The sequence below is a fragment of the Streptomyces sp. NPDC007901 genome (assembly GCF_042959465.1).
Classification (GTDB): domain Bacteria; phylum Actinomycetota; class Actinomycetes; order Streptomycetales; family Streptomycetaceae; genus Streptomyces.
Window position 1 is genome coordinate 85,240 of record NZ_JBIBKW010000026.1, and the last position, 17,385, is coordinate 102,624.

Annotated in this window: 14 protein-coding genes and 2 pseudogenes; 6 read left to right on the forward strand and 10 right to left on the reverse strand. The window is 67.9% G+C overall.

Annotation, left to right across the window (positions count from 1 at the left end; genetic code table 11):
• Positions 1–589: 589 nt before the first annotated feature.
• Entirely contained in the window at positions 590–1,051 is a 462-nt protein-coding gene (locus tag ACFZDK_RS47955; RefSeq protein WP_390983448.1) for a hypothetical protein, read from the reverse strand.
• 524 nt (positions 1,052–1,575) lie between these two features.
• A complete protein-coding gene (locus ACFZDK_RS47960; RefSeq protein ID WP_158925729.1) occupies positions 1,576–1,914 on the reverse strand; it encodes a MerR family transcriptional regulator in 339 nt (112 codons plus the stop codon).
• 910 nt (positions 1,915–2,824) lie between these two features.
• Between ACFZDK_RS47960 and ACFZDK_RS47965 the strand changes: the two genes are divergently transcribed.
• The 3 genes and pseudogenes from ACFZDK_RS47965 to ACFZDK_RS47975 all read left to right on the forward strand — a co-directional run.
• Complete coding sequence (locus tag ACFZDK_RS47965) at positions 2,825–3,184, forward strand: hypothetical protein (protein ID WP_390983451.1); 360 nt, start codon at positions 2,825–2,827, stop codon at positions 3,182–3,184.
• 201 nt (positions 3,185–3,385) lie between these two features.
• Positions 3,386–3,520, forward strand: a pseudogene (locus ACFZDK_RS47970) (helix-turn-helix domain-containing protein); the annotation flags it as partial.
• 168 nt (positions 3,521–3,688) lie between these two features.
• A pseudogene (locus tag ACFZDK_RS47975) lies at positions 3,689–3,820 on the forward strand (IS30 family transposase); the annotation flags it as partial.
• Positions 3,821–3,895: 75 nt separating this feature from the next.
• Here the strand turns inward: ACFZDK_RS47975 and ACFZDK_RS47980 are convergent.
• The 6 genes from ACFZDK_RS47980 to ACFZDK_RS48005 all read right to left on the reverse strand — a co-directional run bounded on the left by ACFZDK_RS47980 (position 3,896) and on the right by ACFZDK_RS48005 (position 9,126).
• The gene (locus ACFZDK_RS47980; RefSeq protein ID WP_390983453.1) at positions 3,896–4,222 is read right to left on the reverse strand and encodes an SCO5918 family protein; all 327 of its coding nucleotides are present in this window, start codon (positions 4,220–4,222) and stop codon (positions 3,896–3,898) included.
• Between the two features lie 50 nt (positions 4,223–4,272).
• Complete coding sequence (locus ACFZDK_RS47985; RefSeq protein ID WP_390983456.1) at positions 4,273–4,677, reverse strand: CBS domain-containing protein; 405 nt, start codon at positions 4,675–4,677, stop codon at positions 4,273–4,275.
• Positions 4,678–4,722: 45 nt separating this feature from the next.
• A complete protein-coding gene (locus ACFZDK_RS47990) occupies positions 4,723–6,219 on the reverse strand; it encodes a DEAD/DEAH box helicase (RefSeq protein ID WP_390983459.1) in 1,497 nt (498 codons plus the stop codon).
• 347 nt (positions 6,220–6,566) lie between these two features.
• Positions 6,567–6,770, reverse strand: a complete 204-nt coding sequence (locus ACFZDK_RS47995; protein WP_014145516.1) for a cold-shock protein — start codon at positions 6,768–6,770, stop codon at positions 6,567–6,569.
• 764 nt (positions 6,771–7,534) lie between these two features.
• Complete coding sequence (locus ACFZDK_RS48000; protein WP_390983463.1) at positions 7,535–8,503, reverse strand: hypothetical protein; 969 nt, start codon at positions 8,501–8,503, stop codon at positions 7,535–7,537.
• Positions 8,500–9,126: a sigma-70 family RNA polymerase sigma factor gene (locus tag ACFZDK_RS48005; RefSeq protein WP_390983466.1), complete on the reverse strand. Its 627-nt coding sequence runs from the start codon at positions 9,124–9,126 to the stop codon at positions 8,500–8,502. Before ACFZDK_RS48005 ends, ACFZDK_RS48000 begins: the two co-directional genes overlap by 4 nt.
• Positions 9,127–9,582: 456 nt before the next feature.
• On the opposite strand from ACFZDK_RS48005, the gene ACFZDK_RS48010 reads away from it, so the two are divergent.
• Positions 9,583–10,170, forward strand: a complete 588-nt coding sequence (locus ACFZDK_RS48010; protein ID WP_390983469.1) for a hypothetical protein — start codon at positions 9,583–9,585, stop codon at positions 10,168–10,170.
• A 119-nt stretch (positions 10,171–10,289) separates the two neighbouring features.
• Positions 10,290–10,481 carry a hypothetical protein gene (locus tag ACFZDK_RS48015; RefSeq protein WP_390983472.1) on the forward strand — a complete coding sequence of 64 codons (192 nt, stop codon included), beginning with the start codon at positions 10,290–10,292 and terminating at the stop codon, positions 10,479–10,481.
• 749 nt (positions 10,482–11,230) lie between these two features.
• Here ACFZDK_RS48015 and ACFZDK_RS48020 read toward each other — a convergent pair.
• Positions 11,231–12,655, reverse strand: a complete 1,425-nt coding sequence (locus ACFZDK_RS48020; RefSeq protein ID WP_390983475.1) for a non-reducing end alpha-L-arabinofuranosidase family hydrolase — start codon at positions 12,653–12,655, stop codon at positions 11,231–11,233.
• Positions 12,656–13,736: 1,081 nt separating this feature from the next.
• On the opposite strand from ACFZDK_RS48020, the gene ACFZDK_RS48025 reads away from it, so the two are divergent.
• The gene (locus tag ACFZDK_RS48025) at positions 13,737–15,170 is read left to right on the forward strand and encodes an endo-1,4-beta-xylanase (protein ID WP_390983478.1); all 1,434 of its coding nucleotides are present in this window, start codon (positions 13,737–13,739) and stop codon (positions 15,168–15,170) included.
• Between the two features lie 1,195 nt (positions 15,171–16,365).
• On the opposite strand, the gene ACFZDK_RS48030 is transcribed toward ACFZDK_RS48025, so the two are convergent.
• Positions 16,366–17,373, reverse strand: coding sequence for an aldose 1-epimerase (locus ACFZDK_RS48030; RefSeq protein WP_390983480.1), 1,008 nt, complete (start codon positions 17,371–17,373; stop codon positions 16,366–16,368).
• Positions 17,374–17,385 lie beyond the last annotated feature (12 nt).

Consider the following 17,385-nt stretch of genomic DNA (forward strand, 5'->3'; position numbering starts at 1 on the left):
AGATCTCGTGCCCCTTGTCGTGGTGGCCGGCCTCCGCGGCCTCCTGGTGCGCCTCGCCGCTGGGCCACTCGGTGTACAGCAGTGCCCGAGTGCCGTCGGCGCTGTGCCGGAAGTGCGCCCGATCTTGCCCCGGGTGCCCGCCGTCCCTCGGCTGGGCGGCGATCACGGCGTCCGTGGAGGCGCGCTGCCACTCGACTCCATGACGTCCAAGGCCGCGGTGACCGGGCAGCCGGGCGTGTGAGTCTCGTCGGCTACGGCGAGACCGAGGTACCGGCGGCATCGAGACGGCCCCGCGAGGGCGGCTGCCAGGCCGCCGCCCCGCAGGTACGGGTCGTAGGCGGCGTCACCGGCCCCCTGTGCGCAGGTCAGCACAGTGTCACCGTCGGTGCTCAGGAACCAGGACAGTGCGGCGAGTCCGTGCGCCCACGGGCCGCAGCCGTGCCATGACGAACCCGTCCTCACGGCAAGGACCAGCTGACCGACGCCTCCCACCACCACCGTCCGAGTCGTGCCCGGATTCGTTCGATCAATGGTCACTGCTCGAACGTCCCGAAATATTCGGATGCCTGTGTGTGCCGGCTCGGCCGGGTCAGACACTCGTCCATGCCTCGATGAAGGCGTCACGTCCGGCCGCATCGGCCGACTTGCGGTCCGCGTGAAGGACGCGCCAGGCGGGGAGTTCCAGGTCCCGGAGCCAAAGTTCGCCGATGACCTGTGTTTTGAGATCAAGGAGGTGGTCGGACTCGGCGAGCGCCTGGCCGATCACCTCTGCGGCCGCAACGCGCTGGGGAGGCGTCATCTCGTCTACGGCCGAGAGGATCTGTCCGGCCAGACCGGTTCCCTCTCCGGCCAGCGAACGCAGCACCAGGTCCTTGATATTGGTCGGCAGCAGGTAGGCGGTGCCCGAGGATCTCCACAGGTTCGACCAGAAGCGTTCTCCTGCGTCGGTGGGGGCGGGGAGCGCAGCCGGCAGTCCGAGGAGATGCGCGGTGGCCGCGTAGCCATCGGAGTGGGCCGCCGCGAGGACCGCTATGCCGGCGACACGCTCCACGTCGAAACGGCCGGTTTCGAACTGTGAGGGCGCGCTCGGGAACCTTGGTCCTTCCCATGGCCAGGCGGCTTACACGGCTTCCGCAGGCCCAGTTGGTGGCGAGACCGACCTCGAGGGACGCTGTCACGGGCAGGCTCTTGGCATGATCGGATGGTTGCCGATGATGCCCAGAAGGACGAGACAGGACGGGAAGTCGTGTCTGGGGAGGCCGTAGCCGGTCTCCCCGGCGGATCACATCATGGCAAGCCGGGGAGGAGTTTCACCCGGTTGCCGGCCTGGTCGAGCGGGCGGCCGATCTGGTCGAGCCGGTCAAGCCGGAACTGCGCGGCTGGCTCCATGCCGCGACGGTCCCTGCCTCGGTGAGCGCCGGCCAGCCGCCTCACCCGTTGTGGCGGCGCCGCGACCGGGGCCGGAGGTGGGCGACATGCCGGTGGAGCCGTTCGGACACGAGCACCATCTCCGCGCGCCGCAGCCCGGCCACGCACGGGTGTGACAGCTCGCCGATACCGGCGGGCCCGCTCACCTCAGGCTGCGGCCGATGGGCTGGACGATCCGCCGGTGCGCCGGTATTCGGCGTTGATGCGCTGGGCTTCTTCGAGCTGGTCTTCCAGGATGATGATCCGGCATGCGGCCTCGATCGGGGTGCCCTGGTCGACGAGTTCACGCGCGCGGGCCGCGATGCGCAGTTGGTAGCGGGAGTAGCGGCGGTGTCCGCCCTCGGAGCGCAGTGGTGTGATCAGTCGCGCTTCGCCGATGGCGCGGAGAAAGCCGGGAGTGGTACCGAGCAACTCGGCAGCCCGGCCCATCGTGTAGGCGGGGTAGTCGTCGTCGTCGAGACGGCTCAGCGACTCGTCTGCTGTCATCTCACCTCTCTGTGGAACGCGTGGAGGGGCCTTGGTGCCGTTTGGCACCAAGGCCCCGAAGGAACTGCAACACCATCTGCCGGCCCTAGTGCTGCGCCGGCCTTCTGTTTCCGCCCAGCAAACAGGGACTGCGTACTGCTGGTACTGCAACCGCGTCCACTGCGGTCCTTCTCACGGCGGCCCCTCGTCACTTCGGGCCACCCGGTCCGGTCGTCAGTCCCGTCGCCGTCATACAACAACCTGGCTTCGAAACTCCACCACCGCACCGTCATACGTGGACTGCTGCCCGGCAGTTCGTGTCTGCCGAGCCTTGCTCGATCTCGGCTACGAAAGAAACCGTAATCACGAAGACATCGAATGTCTACTCCAGCCGGGACAGATTTGCTGCGGTTCGACGACTAGGTCTCCCGCTGAGCCGGTCTGCGAATACTGGGGGCCGTCCGCAGCGCAGGTCCGACGCACGGATGAGACCCCAGAGCCGCACGCGGAGCTTCCCATGGCGGCGTCGACCGGCGCGGCGCGTCGACCGCGACTCTCAGCCCCCTTCGGCGAGCGCGGTGGCTCGGGTGGGTTGGCGGGCGGGGTACAGGGTCGGGTAGGCAAGGGCCGGGCATGAACGATCCGCAGACGTGGGTGACCCTGATGAACGCGATGTCCGTCAACGCCACAGCTGCCCCGTTCCACGCGGCCGTTGCCGACGCACGCGCTACCGCACAAGCGTTCATCGAAGACCTGCGGCAGCCGAACGGCAGCCGACCAATGCCTCGAAACACGCCCCTGGCTCGCAGCCGCCGCACATGTGCAACCCCTGACCTGTAGTGCGGCACCAGGGGAGCCGTATGCGCCCGTCTCGCCCGGTTGCGCCATCGTCCGAGCCGCCCGGGCGGGCCGGTGCATAGAATCCGATCCCATGTCGAAACCTGACGAGCTGCTCGTTGCAATAGCCGCCCTGGTGGAATCCGGGCAGAGCAATCAGATGACCCTGACCGTGGTCACCAGTGGTGCTGTCATCACCGGTCGGCTGGCTCCGGGAGCCATGTGGAGACAGAGGGTGTCTGAGGTGCTGACGGACTCCGCCGACCTGGGCGAGTTCTCCGCCGTCTTCGACACCCCCGCGCGGAAGGACGGACCGCCCACGCATCTGCATTTCCACGTCGCCCGGATCCTGCAAGGTACGGTGGGGATCCCGGAGACAGGCGGGATGTACCGCGTCGCGATCGAGGACGTCAGTGCCTGGACCGTGGGCGACTTCAGCTACTCCGACCACTGACCCACGGCACACAGTGAGGCCCCACCGGCGGCCTCAGGGGCCCGGGAAGCTGGACCGTGAGCAGGAGGAATATCTTCGGCTCGTGGATCTTGGAATAGGGAGCACGGAAGCCTGCCGGATCATCGGCATCAACGCCGCACCAGCAAGCGTTGGTTCTAGGGCCGGCAGGCATCCAGGCGGTACAAGGCAGCCCCGCCCATCGTGGACACGGGGCTGCCCTGGCAAGCGCCCGAACCCCCGGCTCGACCTGAGGAACCCGTCGGCCCGTCGCGCCACCTCCCCGAGGCCGACCGCATCCACATCGCTGACCGGCTCCGGGAGAAGGCGTCCGTCGGGGCCAACGCGGCCGAGCCTGGCCGCAGTCCCTGCACCGTAAGCCGGGAGATCCGCCGCAACCGCACACTCATGCCCAACGGCGGCCGACTCTTCGGACAAGTCACTTCCCGGACCCGCCGAAACCGAGCCTACGCCACCGCACCAGACACCTTGACAGACACAGAGGCACCCAAGGGCACCGACCTGTCCCGCCACACCCGCGAGGACCTGGACGCCGTCGCCACCGGACTCAACAGCCGCCCACGCAAAACGCTCGACTGGGAGACCCCAGCCGAGCGTCTGTCCAAACTGCTCGCGGCTTGGCCAACTCACCGCGGTGTTGCTGCGCCCCCTGGAATTCGCCCACGCCGGTGGGGGCTCCCTGCCCTGTTCGGCTCACACCTGTCCGTAAGTCAGGCGGACAGGTGGAGTGCCGAGCGTTGCCGAAGCCGGCCCGTACGGGCCGGCCAGGGGCGCAGATGCGGCGGTAGGGCGGGGGTGGCAGGTGAAGCCGAGTTGGGTCATGGCCCTGAGGACTTCGCCGGTACTGAAATCGCGCCGGTCCTGGCGGGTGACGACCTGGCCGACCTGCTTGGCGGGGTAGTGGCGTCGTCCGATGATGACGAACTCACCGGTGACCTGCTCAGGTGTGACGCCCTTCATCGATTCCACCACGCCGCTCTTGGTCAGGTCGAACGGGAAGCGAGCGATGACACAGCGCATGATGCCTCCAGGGAGAAGAGAAGACGGGGCCGGGTAGGGGTGAGGGCGGTTCAGCGGGAGAGGGCGACGACGCCCAGAGCGTTGCCGCGTCCGTCGACCACGGGCGGGGCCCCGAACCGGCGGCAGCGCATCGCACGCTCGGCTTCGGCCCTTGTGGCCAGCGGCGAGACGAAGGGCCCGAAGACGTCGGCGATGTCACGCAGGCGGATCCGGTCCGTGTATCCGGAACCGTCACGAACGGCCGTGAGCCGGTCCCGGGTGACCAGGCCGGTGCACATACCGTCCTCGTCGCAGACGACCAGATGACCTGTACGGGCGGCGGCCATCACGGACAGGGCCACCTCCACGGTCATGTCCTCCCAGACCTGCGGTCCGGCCGCGTCCATGGTGTCGGCCTCCGTGCCGTGCGCGGGGTGGGCGCTCGCCGGGCGGAACTGCGTCTGGTCCAGCGTCAAAGGGTGCCTCCTGCGGAGTTGGGCGGGCTTCCTGACACGAAGGTTCTATGCCGCCGCACCGGCGGTGGACTGCCGTACGGGCGCGCGGCGGCCCGCCGAGACGGGGCGGCGCCGGCCGCGTGAGGTGGCGCCGCGCTTCTTGGGGCGTTCGACCACCGGTGCGGTGATGACGACCGGGATGCCGGAGGGGGCCTGGGCGCCGGTGATGCGGTGCAGGGCCTCTTCGCCGACGCGGACCTGGGTGGTCTGCGGGACGATGCCGGCCGCTGCCATGAGGCGGGTCATGCTGCGGCGCTGGTTGGGGGTGACCAGGGTGACGACGCTGCCGGACTCTCCTGCGCGGGCGGTACGGCCGCCGCGATGGAGGTAGTCCTTGTGGTCGGTCGGCGGGTCGACATTGACGACGAGGTCGAGGTTGTCGACGTGGATGCCGCGCGCCGCGACGTTGGTCGCCACCAGCACGTTGACGTGTCCGGTCTTGAACTGTGCCAGCGTGCGGGTGCGCTGTGGCTGTGACTTCCCGCCGTGCAGGGCGGCGGCCCGTACCCCGCTGTTCAGGAGGTGCTCGGTGAGGCCGTCGACGGCGTGCTTGGTGTCGAGGAACATGATCACGCGGCCGTCGCGTGCGGCGATCTGGGTGGTTGCCGTGTGCTTGTCGGCGCCGTGAACGTGGAGCACGTGGTGCTCCATCGTCGTGACCGCGTCGGCCGAGGGGTCGACGGAGTGCACGACGGGGTCGCTGAGGTAGCGGCGCACGAGCAGGTCGACGTTGCGGTCGAGAGTGGCGGAGAACAGCAGGCGCTGGCCTTCGGGGCGGACCTGGTCGAGAAGGGCGGTGACCTGCGGCATGAAGCCCATGTCGGCCATCTGGTCGGCCTCGTCGAGGACGGTGATGGAAACCTGGTTCAGCCGGCAGTCGCCGCGGTCGATGAGGTCTTTGAGGCGTCCCGGTGTGGCGACGACGACCTCGGCGCCACCGCGCAGCGCGCTCGCCTGCCGGCCGATCGGCATTCCGCCCACCACCGTGGCCAGCCGCAGCCTCACGGAGCGGGCGTACGGGGCGAGCGCGTCGGTGACCTGCTGCGCCAGCTCACGCGTGGGTACGAGGATCAGCCCCAGCGGCTGCCCGGCCTCGGCGCGCTGCCCGGCCGTACCGGCCAGCACCGCCAGCCCGAAAGCGAGGGTCTTGCCGGAGCCGGTGCGGCCACGGCCCAGTACGTCGCGGCCGGCGAGGGAATTCGGCAGGGTCGCGGCCTGGATCGGGAAGGGTACGGTCACGCCTTGCGAGCTGAGCGCGCCCAGCAGCGCCCCGGGCATGTCGAGATCGGCGAAGCCCTCCACGGCGGGGAGCGCGGGAGTGATCGTCCTGGGCAGCGCGAACTCCCCCTGGACCGCGGCGGGCCGGCGGCCGTAACCACCGGAACGGCTCGGCCCGGCGGAGCGGCTCCTGGCCGACGAACCGAATCGGCTGCCACCCCTTCCGGATTCGGCACTGCCGTTACGGGTGCGGGTGAAGCGGTCGTTCGTGCGTGTGCGGTTCATGCGGAACCTTCCTCGATGCGGCACATATCAAGGAATTCCCGCAGCGATCAGCAGCACAGAGAATCGCAAGAATGGACCGATGGAATGCGAAAGCGAATCTGACCGACGAAAAATCCGTGCGGGCACAGGAGCTTAAATGAGTGGCGCGAAGCGGACGCAATGCTCGGGATCCACCGCGATGAAGCTATGAAGGGATGCGTGCGCCCCTGAAGGATGCCCCGTATGCGGCGAACTCACGGGTTTCCTGGTTGTCGCCCGCAGGCGAGACCACTGCGGGAAAATGCGAGTAGCTGGGGCCCGCACCCCGAAGGACGCGGGCCCCAGCTACAAGTACGCGACAGTCAGCGTCAGGCGAGAACGATGTTCTCGGCCGTCGGGCCCTTCTGGCCCTGCGCGATGTCGAAGGTCACCTTCTGGCCCTCCAGCAGCTCGCGGAAGCCCTGGGCGGCAATGTTCGAGTAGTGGGCGAACACATCAGCGCCGCCACCGTCCTGCTCGATGAAGCCGAAGCCCTTTTCCGCATTGAACCACTTCACGGTACCAGCAGCCATGTAATTTCTCCTTTGGGGCAGTGCATCGGGATCCGCACTGCGCGGACCCTGTGTCGCCGCGATGATCACCCCGCCCGGAAAAAGAACCGGATAACAAAAGCGCTTCCAGTGGCACAGGCGCCGACCGGAGGGCACTTGAAGTTTTGGGAACCACAACTGCAACTGACATCGACAGTAGCACCCCGCAGCGGCCTGTGTACGGTGAAGAATCCCACTCCACTTAATGCGGTAGAGAATCTGTCTGCCTGTTCCGTTGAAATCTCAGCTCGCGGGCACAGATATTGACCCAGCCGGAGCGCAACGTTTCGGGAAGCATTGAGGGCGGTGGCACCGGCCGGCGTCACGGCCCGTCTCCAGCTCACGCGCGGGAGCGGCCACATCGAGACCATCAAGGACCAGACCGTCGATCACCAGCGGGAACGCGTCCCACGTTCCAGGTTCTTCCCCCACCCTCAGGTGATCTTGCCCGGGTAAAGGCCAGTCGCGGCCGTCACCGAACCGCGGGGCCAGGGCGCTCCATCCGTGTTCGAGGAGATCGAAGGCGGCAATCGACGGCTCGTTCGGGGGCGTCGACGCGCTGGGCGAGGGCGTCCTGGTGGCGCATCCACATGCGGTGGGCGTAGTCGCTGAGGGCCGCGGTGGTCTTCACCAGCTTCCTCCCCCGCCCTGCGCCACTGCCTCGGCACAACGGCGGTAGCGGCCCCCGAGCCTCGGCCGAAAGAACGACGGCCGTTCGAGGACCGCACCGCCCCGCCGGTCCGGTGTCAGCCGATCTTGTCCGTGAAGCCCACCGCCAGGTACGTCTGATGGGTGACCTTGCCCTTGCTGGCTCCCGCCGTCCACGTGAAGGTGTACTCCAGAATGGAGCTCGTCTTCGGGTCGACGATCACCCGGCCGACGCTCTTGGCCTCCGCGAACTCCAGGGCGGTCCCGCCGCGCCCGGTGCTGTCCTTGACGGCCCCGACGAGTTTGACGCCCTTCAGCCCCGCCATCGCCTTGAACAGACCTGCCCGCAGTTTCGGGCTCGCCGGGGACTCGCCGAGCAGGGTGACCGCCTGGTCGAAGGGGGAGATGCTGTCGGGCCTCGGCGGAGTCTGAAGCAGCTGGAGAAGCTTCGCCGGGTCCGTGGTCAGCTGGTCCAGGGACTTCCAGTCGAGGTCCTTCGGCCCGAACTGCCAGTCGGGCCGGCGCCCCTTCTTGTACGCCTTGCCGTTGTTGACGACGTAGAAGTCCATGGACTGCGAGAGGTACGAGTCGCCGATCGTCAGGTGCGTCTTCCAGTACTTCCCCGAGGAGACCGACCGGGTGGCGGCCACCGTGGAGATGTCGTCGAGGAAGACGGACGCGCTGTCCGCGCGTGCCTCGCTCCGCGTGCCCGTGTCCGTGGGGGTATCACCGGTGTTCGCGTATGTCACCGCGCCGACCGCGACCGCGGCGGCGGTGAACAGGCCGACGAGGACCCGGCGGCGCCCGGACATCTTCCGCAGCGGTGCGGTCACCACAGCGCCCCGCTTGCGCTGCGCGGCGTGCCCGGCCTCCTGCACGGCCACCGCCGCCTCGATCCCCTCCAGCGCCCTGGCCAACGCCTGTGCCGACGGCGGCTCGACCCGCCCTGCGGCCACCAGGTCATCGGCGCCGGGAAAGTCCAACAATGCCGCCCGCTCTGTCATGCCGGTCTCCTCCACGTCCTGCGTACTCATGCCGGTCCACTCCACGTCGTCGTACGTACTCATGCCATGTCTCCCGTCACGCTCAGGTGCCGTCCGGCCGGGCGCGTTGATGCGAGCCGGTCGCGCAGCCGACCCCGTGCCCGGTGCAGCCGCGAGCGGGCGGTGCCCGCCGGGATGCCCACGGCGGCGGCCGCCTCGGCGGGGGTGAGCTGCTCCCAGCTGACGAGCAGCAGCACCTCCCGCTCCTCGACGGGCAGTTCGGCCAGCGCCCGGCGCAGCGCGGGGGCCAGCGCGGCCGCGTCGAGCCGCTGGTCCACCGCCTGCCAGGGATCGGTGATCTCCACTCCCGGTACGTCCTCCTGCCGCCCCGCCCGCCGCAGGTGCTGGGCCAGTACGTTGCGGGCCACCCCGAACAGCCAGCCCCGCGCCGAGCCGCGCGAGGGGTCGAACGTGCGTCGCGCGGCGAACGCCTGCAACCACGCCTCGGCCAGCAGATCGTCCGCCGCGCCGGGCATGCGCCGGGCGAAGTAGCCGTGCAGGGCGGGCGAGTACGCCTCCACCAGCGGGGTGAACGCCGCCGCGTCCCCCGCCGCCGACCGTGTCAGCTGGGCGTCGCCGTCGCCGTCGCCGTCACGGTTGGGGGCGCCGTCGCCGCGTTCTTCGTGTTGCCGGGTATCCGGTTTCACGGAATCTCCGTCTCCGACCGCCGGACGACGGTCTCACCCTGTACTTGTCATCAAGTCGCGGATCCGTTCGCACCCCCGCCGGAGCGGCCGCGTCGAGAACTCGCATACCTGCCGTACGGTCGCCACATGACTGAACTGGTGTTGCGGGGGCGCCGGGTCACGGCACGCTTCAAGCGGGACGCCGTGCTGTTGGAGCGGGCGTGGAGACGATCGGGAATCCGTATACCGCTCGCCGCCATAGAGACGGTCCGTACGCAAGGACGTGCCGGACAGGGCTCGCGAGCAAGTACGACGGGTCGGCCCAAGCCGCGCGTCACTGAGATCGTCCTGACCTCGGCCTCCACGAGCACGGCTCCCGTTGTCTACACCCTCAGCTCACCGAGCGCCGAGGCCGCCCAGGCCTTCGCCTCAGCGGTCACTGCGGCGCTGCCGGTACGCGATGCCACACAACCGCGCGTGAACGGCGCGGAGTTGGTGACGACAGAGCCCCGTCTCTCCGCTGAGAAACGCAAGGACCGCTGGCTGACAGAGGCCCAGGACCGGGCGCACCTCCTGGCCCTGGGCGCTCTGTTCGTCCTCGGGCTCGCGCTGGCTTCGGCGACCGGAGACGGGGCACTCGTTTTGCTCTGGGTGGTCTTCTTCACACCGTTCCTCGTCGGGTGCGCGATCGCCCTGATCGTGTACCGAACCACGGTGGACTGGTGGCTGCTTCGCCGCCGGGGAATCACGGTCGTGGCCACCTTCGAAGAGAACGTCTACGGCACCGGGACCGACGGCGAGACCACGGTCACCAAGGTCTATGCGTTCACCGACGCTTCGGGCACCAAGCGAACGTACAGTGGTGGCGGCGGCAGGCTGGTCGCCACAGACCCGGCCCGCATCGAAGTGACATACGACCCGTATGACCAAGATCGGATCGCCGCCCGCAACGGACCCGCAGTCCGGGCCTTCTTGTTCCTCGCGTACGCCCTCCTCGGCCTGCCCGCCAGCGTGCTGACCGTCGCATATCCGTTCGTCTTCGGCGCCGTCATTTTCATGAGCTGAGCACCGCCAGAGAGCGCCGGCGGGGGCCGGCCGGCTATCCGCCGTATCCGTCGGCCGTACCGCTCTCGCCTCACAGAGAGCAGGGACTGCGCAAGCGACACGGGTGCCAAGCAGCACTGTTGATCCTTCTCGTGGCCATGATGGCGCGAACTGCGGCCGAGGGTGACCGGATGGCGCGGGTTGCGCTGGTCATCGTGCTGGTGTTCAGCGCCTACGCCCTTGGGCACGTGATCGGCCTCCGCTCAGCCAAACGATCTCAGTCGGAACCGAGCAAGGATCCGCGCAGCGACGCCGAAGACCCAGTTGGCTGAATCATCGGCTGTACAGCAGCGAAGTACAGCAACCACGGCAGAGGGCCAAAGCAACGGTCGCGCGGTGCGCCGGTCCGGCCGACCACACTCCAGCAGGTGCCACCCACCAGCCGATCTTGAGTGCTCTTTCACTGAAGAGCCCCCCTGCCTCCGCAGAGGAGTTGACCAACAACGAAGCGCTCCTGACATCCCATCAGAACGAGCGCCAAACGAGCGTCATTTCAGCGTCGAGAAATCGCCCGTAACGCCCGCACCGCACATAACGCACACACGCAAAAGTGTAGTCAGGAACCCTTCCCGACCGGCTCCAGGATCGCCACGCACTCCACGTGATGCGTCATCGGAAAGGTGTGCAGTTTGCCACATTCTAGTAAAACTGCAGGTCAGGGGCAGCTTTGAGGGCGGAATCCAACCCCCGGAGAGCCTCGTGCGTCATACGTGCGTCGCCGCCGCCAGCCGCGCGTCAAACGGGCAGGGATCCCGATCGGTGCCCTGGCCACAGGTTACGCACCGGCAAGCCGTTGCTGCTGGGACCGTGCGAGTTGCCACCGCACTTCCTCGAAGCGCCATGGAATCGAGGGGCCGACGTCGGAAGAACTCTGACCTGCAAGCGCCTCCAGCAGAGCACCGTGTCCGGCTCGACGCTCGTCAGCGGTTCATCGGCTTCCCCGGCGCTGCTTCACGGTGGCAAAGGCGACGGCCGGCCCGATCCGGGTGAGGCCGGCCGTCGGCGAGGTACACAGGCCAGTTCAGCGCTGCAGGGTGAGGACAGCCGGCCGCCAGGGCAGTTGGTCGTAGGGGCCGCTCGCGGAGGGGGACTTGCCCTGGTAGAGGAACTGCAGGTTGCAGGGGTCGATGGTCATGGTCTGGTCGGGGTTGTTGCGGACCAGGTCACCATGGCTGATGTCGTTGGTCCAGGTGGCACCGCTGTTGGCGTTGCCGGCGAAGGGGTTGCTCTCGCCGGCGGCCTGCGGGGTCCACGAACCGCTCAGGCTGGAGGCCGTGAAGGAGCGGAAGTAGCGCTGCTCGTTCGCACCCCGCGCCTCGACGATCATGAGGTACTGGTTCTGGCCCTGCACCTTGTAGACCTGCGGCGCCTCGAACAGGTTCTTCACCGTGTCGCTCATGACCGTCGTGTACGACGAGCCGAAGCTGCCCGGGAAGTTCCCGATCGGCATGCTCGCCCGGTAGATCTTGCCGTTGTCACCGGCGAAGAACAGGTACATGTTCTGGTCGTCGGCGATCAGGGTCTGGTCGATCGGGGCGGCGCCCGGGATGCTGCCGGTGAACAGCGGCTGCGGCGAGGACCAACCGTTGGGGTTGGTGGGGTCGCTCGACGTGCGGTAGATGAAGGGCCACGCACCCCACTGGTACGCCAGCACCCAGATGTTCTTGGGCGCGAAGTAGAACAGTGTGGGCGCCACCGCGGCCTGGCTCATCCCGGTCTGGCCGGCCGACGCCATGTCCGACCAGTTCGTGAAGGGCCTGAACATCATCGAGCCGTACGACGATCCCGACACGTTCGACGCGTAGACCAGGTGCTTGCCGTTGTACGTCACGTTGGTGAAGTCCTTCAGCGAGACCCATCCGTTCGCCGGCTGCGCCAGCGCACCCGTCGACGTCCACCGGTACGTCGACGGCAGAGAACACGTGCCGTCCCCCGGCGGGGTCGTCCCGGACAGGCCGGTCCACTTCTGGTTGCTGCCCCCGTTGCACGTCCAGATCTGCGCCGCTGTGCCGTTGGCCGTACCGGAGCCCGTAACCTCCAGGCACAGCCCGGACTCCACGCCGACGACCGTGCCGTCGGAGTTCACCCGCCACTGCTGGTTCGCACCGCCGGAGCAGGTCCAGATCTGCACCCGGGTACCGGCCGTGGTGGCGTGGCCCGGAACATCCAGGCACTTGTTGCCGTACACGGTGAGCTGGTTGCTGTCCGTCAACGTCCACTGCTGGTTGGTCCCACCCCAGCAGTCATAGATCTGCAGATACGTCCCGTCGGTCTGGCTGGCGCCCGGCACATCGAGACACCGGCCGGAACCAACACCGCGCAAGGCGCCGCTGGAAGCCGCCTGAGCCGGGGCGGCGACGAGCATCGCTGCCAACGCGGCCAGAGCCGCAACCACGGCGGCGAGCACCACTGACGGATGCCTGCGGCTGGAACTTCCTCTGCGCATGGATACTCCCTAGACCCTGAGTAGGCGGTTCCGGTCGGCCTCGTCAGAGGCTGGCCGGGCTGTCGGCGTGGTGCGGTGTGCAGCAGTCCGCGAGCACCACGGCGGACTGAGGAAGTGGATGAGTCCATGACATATGCAACCGCGACATGTACATCCGTTACACACACATGCGGCATGGCCCTTGCGATTCCGACTTCAGGCGGTGCTGCCCGGCATGGCCCTACTGTGCGATGGAGCGGCCCGACGTGTTCGCTATGTCGAACAGAGGTCGATCCATCGAGCAACCCGATGATAGAGAACCGGTGAACGCCGTCAATACCTCTCGCATGTATCGCCTCAAACGCCGAAACATTCGCACCACCGCGCACCGACCAGCGCACGCCACACCGTCAAATGGCTGGCTCGTAAGCGACTTGACCCCGGAAGGGAGCAAGGTGCGGACGGTGCAGACACTCGGTCGACACTGCCTCCAACGTCCCTGACAGCGAAATCCGCACGCCCGCCGACGCCAGCACCGGGGGCCGCCGTCCACTTACCGGATGACCGAAAGTTTCGTCCGTCAATCGGAAATTTCTTCGGCCGAAAGTATTGACGATCCACGGTCACGCCTCAATCATCCCTGTCTGAGAAACCGGGCCTGGTTCGAGATTCCGGGCTGTATCGGCCGGGGCAATCCATGCTGCACGGCAGATCAGCGACCAGCTGCACGACAGACCCGCGCACCACATCACCTGCGCCACCCCGTTCCGTTCCGGTGAGGTTCGCACCAGCGCATCCTGGCTCTTCCCGCAGTTGGAGAGGCATGCGACGCCGTGTGACGGTCCCCCGGCTGAGCCGCGCTGGAGTACCCCATGCCTACGTCGAGACGTGGAACACGCCCGCCGCCCGCCGTACGTCGCCCGACAGCCGACCGGGTGCGGCGCCCGTGCCGTTGGCGTCATCCCGGTCCCCATGACTGCGGTGTCCGGTGATTCCGTCCTGCCCGGGCTCCGACCTGCCCCGTCCGTCCGCCGGACGGGGCCGGACGAGGCAATCCCCTGCGCTTCAGTCGATCAGCGATTTCTACCTCGGAGGCACAGTCATGGGCTCGTATGCCCTTCCCAGATCCGTTACCCGCCGGAAGATCCGCAGCCTGCTGCCGGCGCTGGTCGTCGGCGTCCTCGGTGCGGTCACCGCACTGGCCGCACCGCCGACCGCACACGCCGCCGAGAACACGCTTGGCGCCGCGGCGGCACAGAGCGGCCGCTACTTCGGCACCGCCATCGCCTCCGGCAGGCTGGGCGACTCGGCGTACACGACGATCGCAAGCCGTGAGTTCACCATGGTGACGGCCGAGAACGAGATGAAGATCGACGCCACCGAACCACAGCGGGGCCAGTTCAACTTCAGCGCCGGCGACCGCGTCTACAACTGGGCGGTGCAGAACGGCAAGCGGGTGCGTGGCCACACACTGGCCTGGTACGCCCAGCAGCCCGGCTGGATGCAGAGCCTCAGCGGCAGCTCACTGCGCCAAGCGATGATCGACCACATCAACGGCGTCATGGGCCACTACAAGGGCAAGATCGCTCAGTGGGACGTCGTGAACGAGGCCTTCGCCGACGGCAATTCGGGAGGTCGGCGGGACTCCAACCTGCAACGCACCGGCAACGACTGGATCGAGGTCGCCTTCCGCACCGCGCGCGCCGCCGATCCGGCGGCCAAGCTCTGCTACAACGACTACAACATCGAGAACTGGACCTGGGCCAAGACCCAGGCCGTGTACGCCATGGTCCGGGACTTCAAGCAGCGCGGCGTGCCGATCGACTGCGTCGGGTTCCAGTCGCACTTCAACAGCGGCAGCCCCTACGACAGCAACTTCCGCACCACCCTGCAGAATTTCGCCGCCCTCGGCGTCGACGTGGCCATCACTGAACTCGACATACAGGGCGCCTCGGCCTCGACCTACGCCAACGTGACCAACGACTGCCTGGCCGTCCCGCGCTGCCTCGGCATCACCGTCTGGGGTGTGCGCGACACCGACTCCTGGCGATCGGGGGACACGCCGCTGCTGTTCAACGGCGACGGCAGCAAGAAGCCTGCCTACACCGCCGTCCTCAACGCACTCAACCGCGGCGGCTCCACGACACCCCCTGCGGATGGCGGACAGATCAAGGGCGTCGGTTCGGGCCGTTGCCTGGACGTGCCTGGAGCCGGCACCACTGACGGCACACAACTCCAGCTGTGGGACTGCCACAGCGGCACCAACCAGCAGTGGACGTACACCGACGCCGGCGAGCTCAAGGTCTACGGCAACAAATGCCTTGACGCCGCCGGCACAGGCAACGGTTCCAAAGTCCAGATCTACAGCTGCTGGGGCGGCGACAACCAGAAATGGCGCCTCAACTCCGACGGATCCATCGTCGGCGTCCAGTCCGGCCTCTGCCTCGACGCCGTCTCAGGCGGCACCGCCAACGGCACCCTGATCCAGCTCTACTCCTGCTCGAACGGCAACAACCAACGCTGGACCCGTACCTGAGGGTCTGCCACAGACGAAGGGGTGAAGCCGTGACAGCCCACGGTGCGGCTTCTCCCGCCCCTCCGCAAGGACATCGTTGCTGGTCCCGGGTCGCCGCCGTGGCGGCGGCGACCTCGCGATCGGAATGCTCGCCGCGGTGCATCCGGCGCCCGCCGAGGCGGCGAGGGCGAACACCGTGGCCGAGAGTCCGTCCTGGTCAGGGCTGAGCAGACTGCGGCAACCAGCTCACCCGGGGATCCGCCCTCGCTCGCTTCGGACACCAGGTCGCACTCGGCTGCCGCCATCCCGGAGTGCGGGTGCGCGTCGCCTTCCCACCGACAGGACGTGCCGGCTGGCGATTGACCCGCGCTATCTGATCCGGGACAACCGCGTCACGCTCCGTCAGAATCACCGTCGAACGAGCGTCAAGACATGTGCCGCACCCGGCCCTCACGGAGTTGGGGCAGAGCGTTCTCGACCCGCGCCCCGCTGCGGAACCGCAGGTGGGGCATGTGGCAGTAACCTGCATCATGCTCCACGCGGTGGACCTACGGAAACATGTCGGCACGACACGCCCGCAACCTGGGAAATCAGAAGAGCAGCAGGTCAGACGCCCTTTGCCGCGGGTTCAAGAATCGCCACACACTCTACATGCGACGTCATCGCAAACACGTCAGATCATGCGCGGGTTGAAGAAACACCAGTTCAGAGCGTGTTTTCTGGCTCCCGAGGCAGGCGATCAGACCCTCGGAGCGTCAAACGAGCGTCATGAGCGATGAAAGCCCACACACTCGGCAATCATTCGCACGCTGGAGGGCCCCCGCGCCCTGACGCTCGGCGCGCCGCTGTTCCTCACGGTCGGTTCACCGCTCGGGCTCGGATGGGTCGTGGGTCCTGACCGCTGCCGCCGCCCGGCCTCCTGACGAGGGCCACATGTCGCAGGCGGTCAAACCGTTCCGCCGGGCCGACCTTGCAGACCACGCCCTCGGAGCCGTTGAAGGCACAAGCAAAGCACCTGGCCAGGCGCTAGTGGCTCGACCATTCACGTGGTCTGACTGCCCGACCACGTATGCGTCGGCTACGCGGAGCGTCGTCTGCCTCCTCGGTCAGGTTCGCTCTGGCGTATCTCGTCGACGATGGACGTACGCGAAAGCCATGGGCGTGACCTCCGATGCCGGGCAGAGACAACGCATCAGGCCGCGTCGGCGCCGCAGGTTTACGAGACCGCGTACTCGACGCCGAAGGCGAATGCGCGGCTTCGGCCGGGTTCGAGAGCGAGGGCGGCGGCGTGTTCCGGGCGGTTGAAGGCGTTGGTCATCGTCTCGACGGGTTCGAGGGCGATGGAGGCGCGGCGGTCGCGGGCCAGGGTATCGCCGGTGAAGACGTGCACATAGCCGCTGTGCTGCCAGACCCGCAGTTCCTCGCCGGTCGCCGAGTTGGTCAGTACCGTCTCGATCCGGCCGGCGGGGCCTGGGGTCAGGTCTGCGTAGCAGGCGTCGATGACCGCGTCGCTCAGCTGTTTCGGTGTCCGGAAGTCCATGCCGGGGCAGTTGTCCAGGGGGAGCAGGGCGTCCTCGCCGGGCAGCGGAATGAGGGCTGCGTCGGTGCGGATCAGGGTGTGCGCGGGGATGTGCAGGGTCAGGTCGTCGATGGGGCGGGACAGGGTGAAGTAGGGGTGCCAGCCCGCCGCGTAGGGGGCGGTGCTGTCGCCCACGTTCGTCGCGCGGATCGTGATGCCCAACTCGCGGGCGGTGAGGGTGTATTCGACGGCGAGGTCGATGGCGAAGGGGTAGCCGGGGTAGCGGCCCGGTCTGATGCTCGTGGTGTGCAGCAGCAGTCGGGCGGAGTCGGCTGTCGTGGTGGCGTGGGCGAGTTCGAAGGGGGCCTCGCGGGCGAAGCCGTGGTAGATCAGCCGGTCCCCGTGGTGGCCGGGGAGCAGGTCGTGGTCCTGGTCGGCGTGGTGGTAGCGGCCGTCGGCGACGCGGTTGGGGAAGGGGGCCAGCAGGCCGGCGCGTACGCCGTCCTGCACCAGGAGTTCCTTGTCGTCGCGGTAGCCGTCCGTCAGTTCTGTGAGCCGGCCGGTCGCTTCGCTTCTGACCTGCCAGCTCAGCAGGGTCGCCCCGGGCAGGGCGAGGACGGCACGTGCCGTGCCGTCCGGTGCGGAGACGACAAGGGTTCGTTCGCCGCCGAGGCGGTTCTCGGCGATCCGGTACTCGGCGGTCATTCCCCTGCTGTT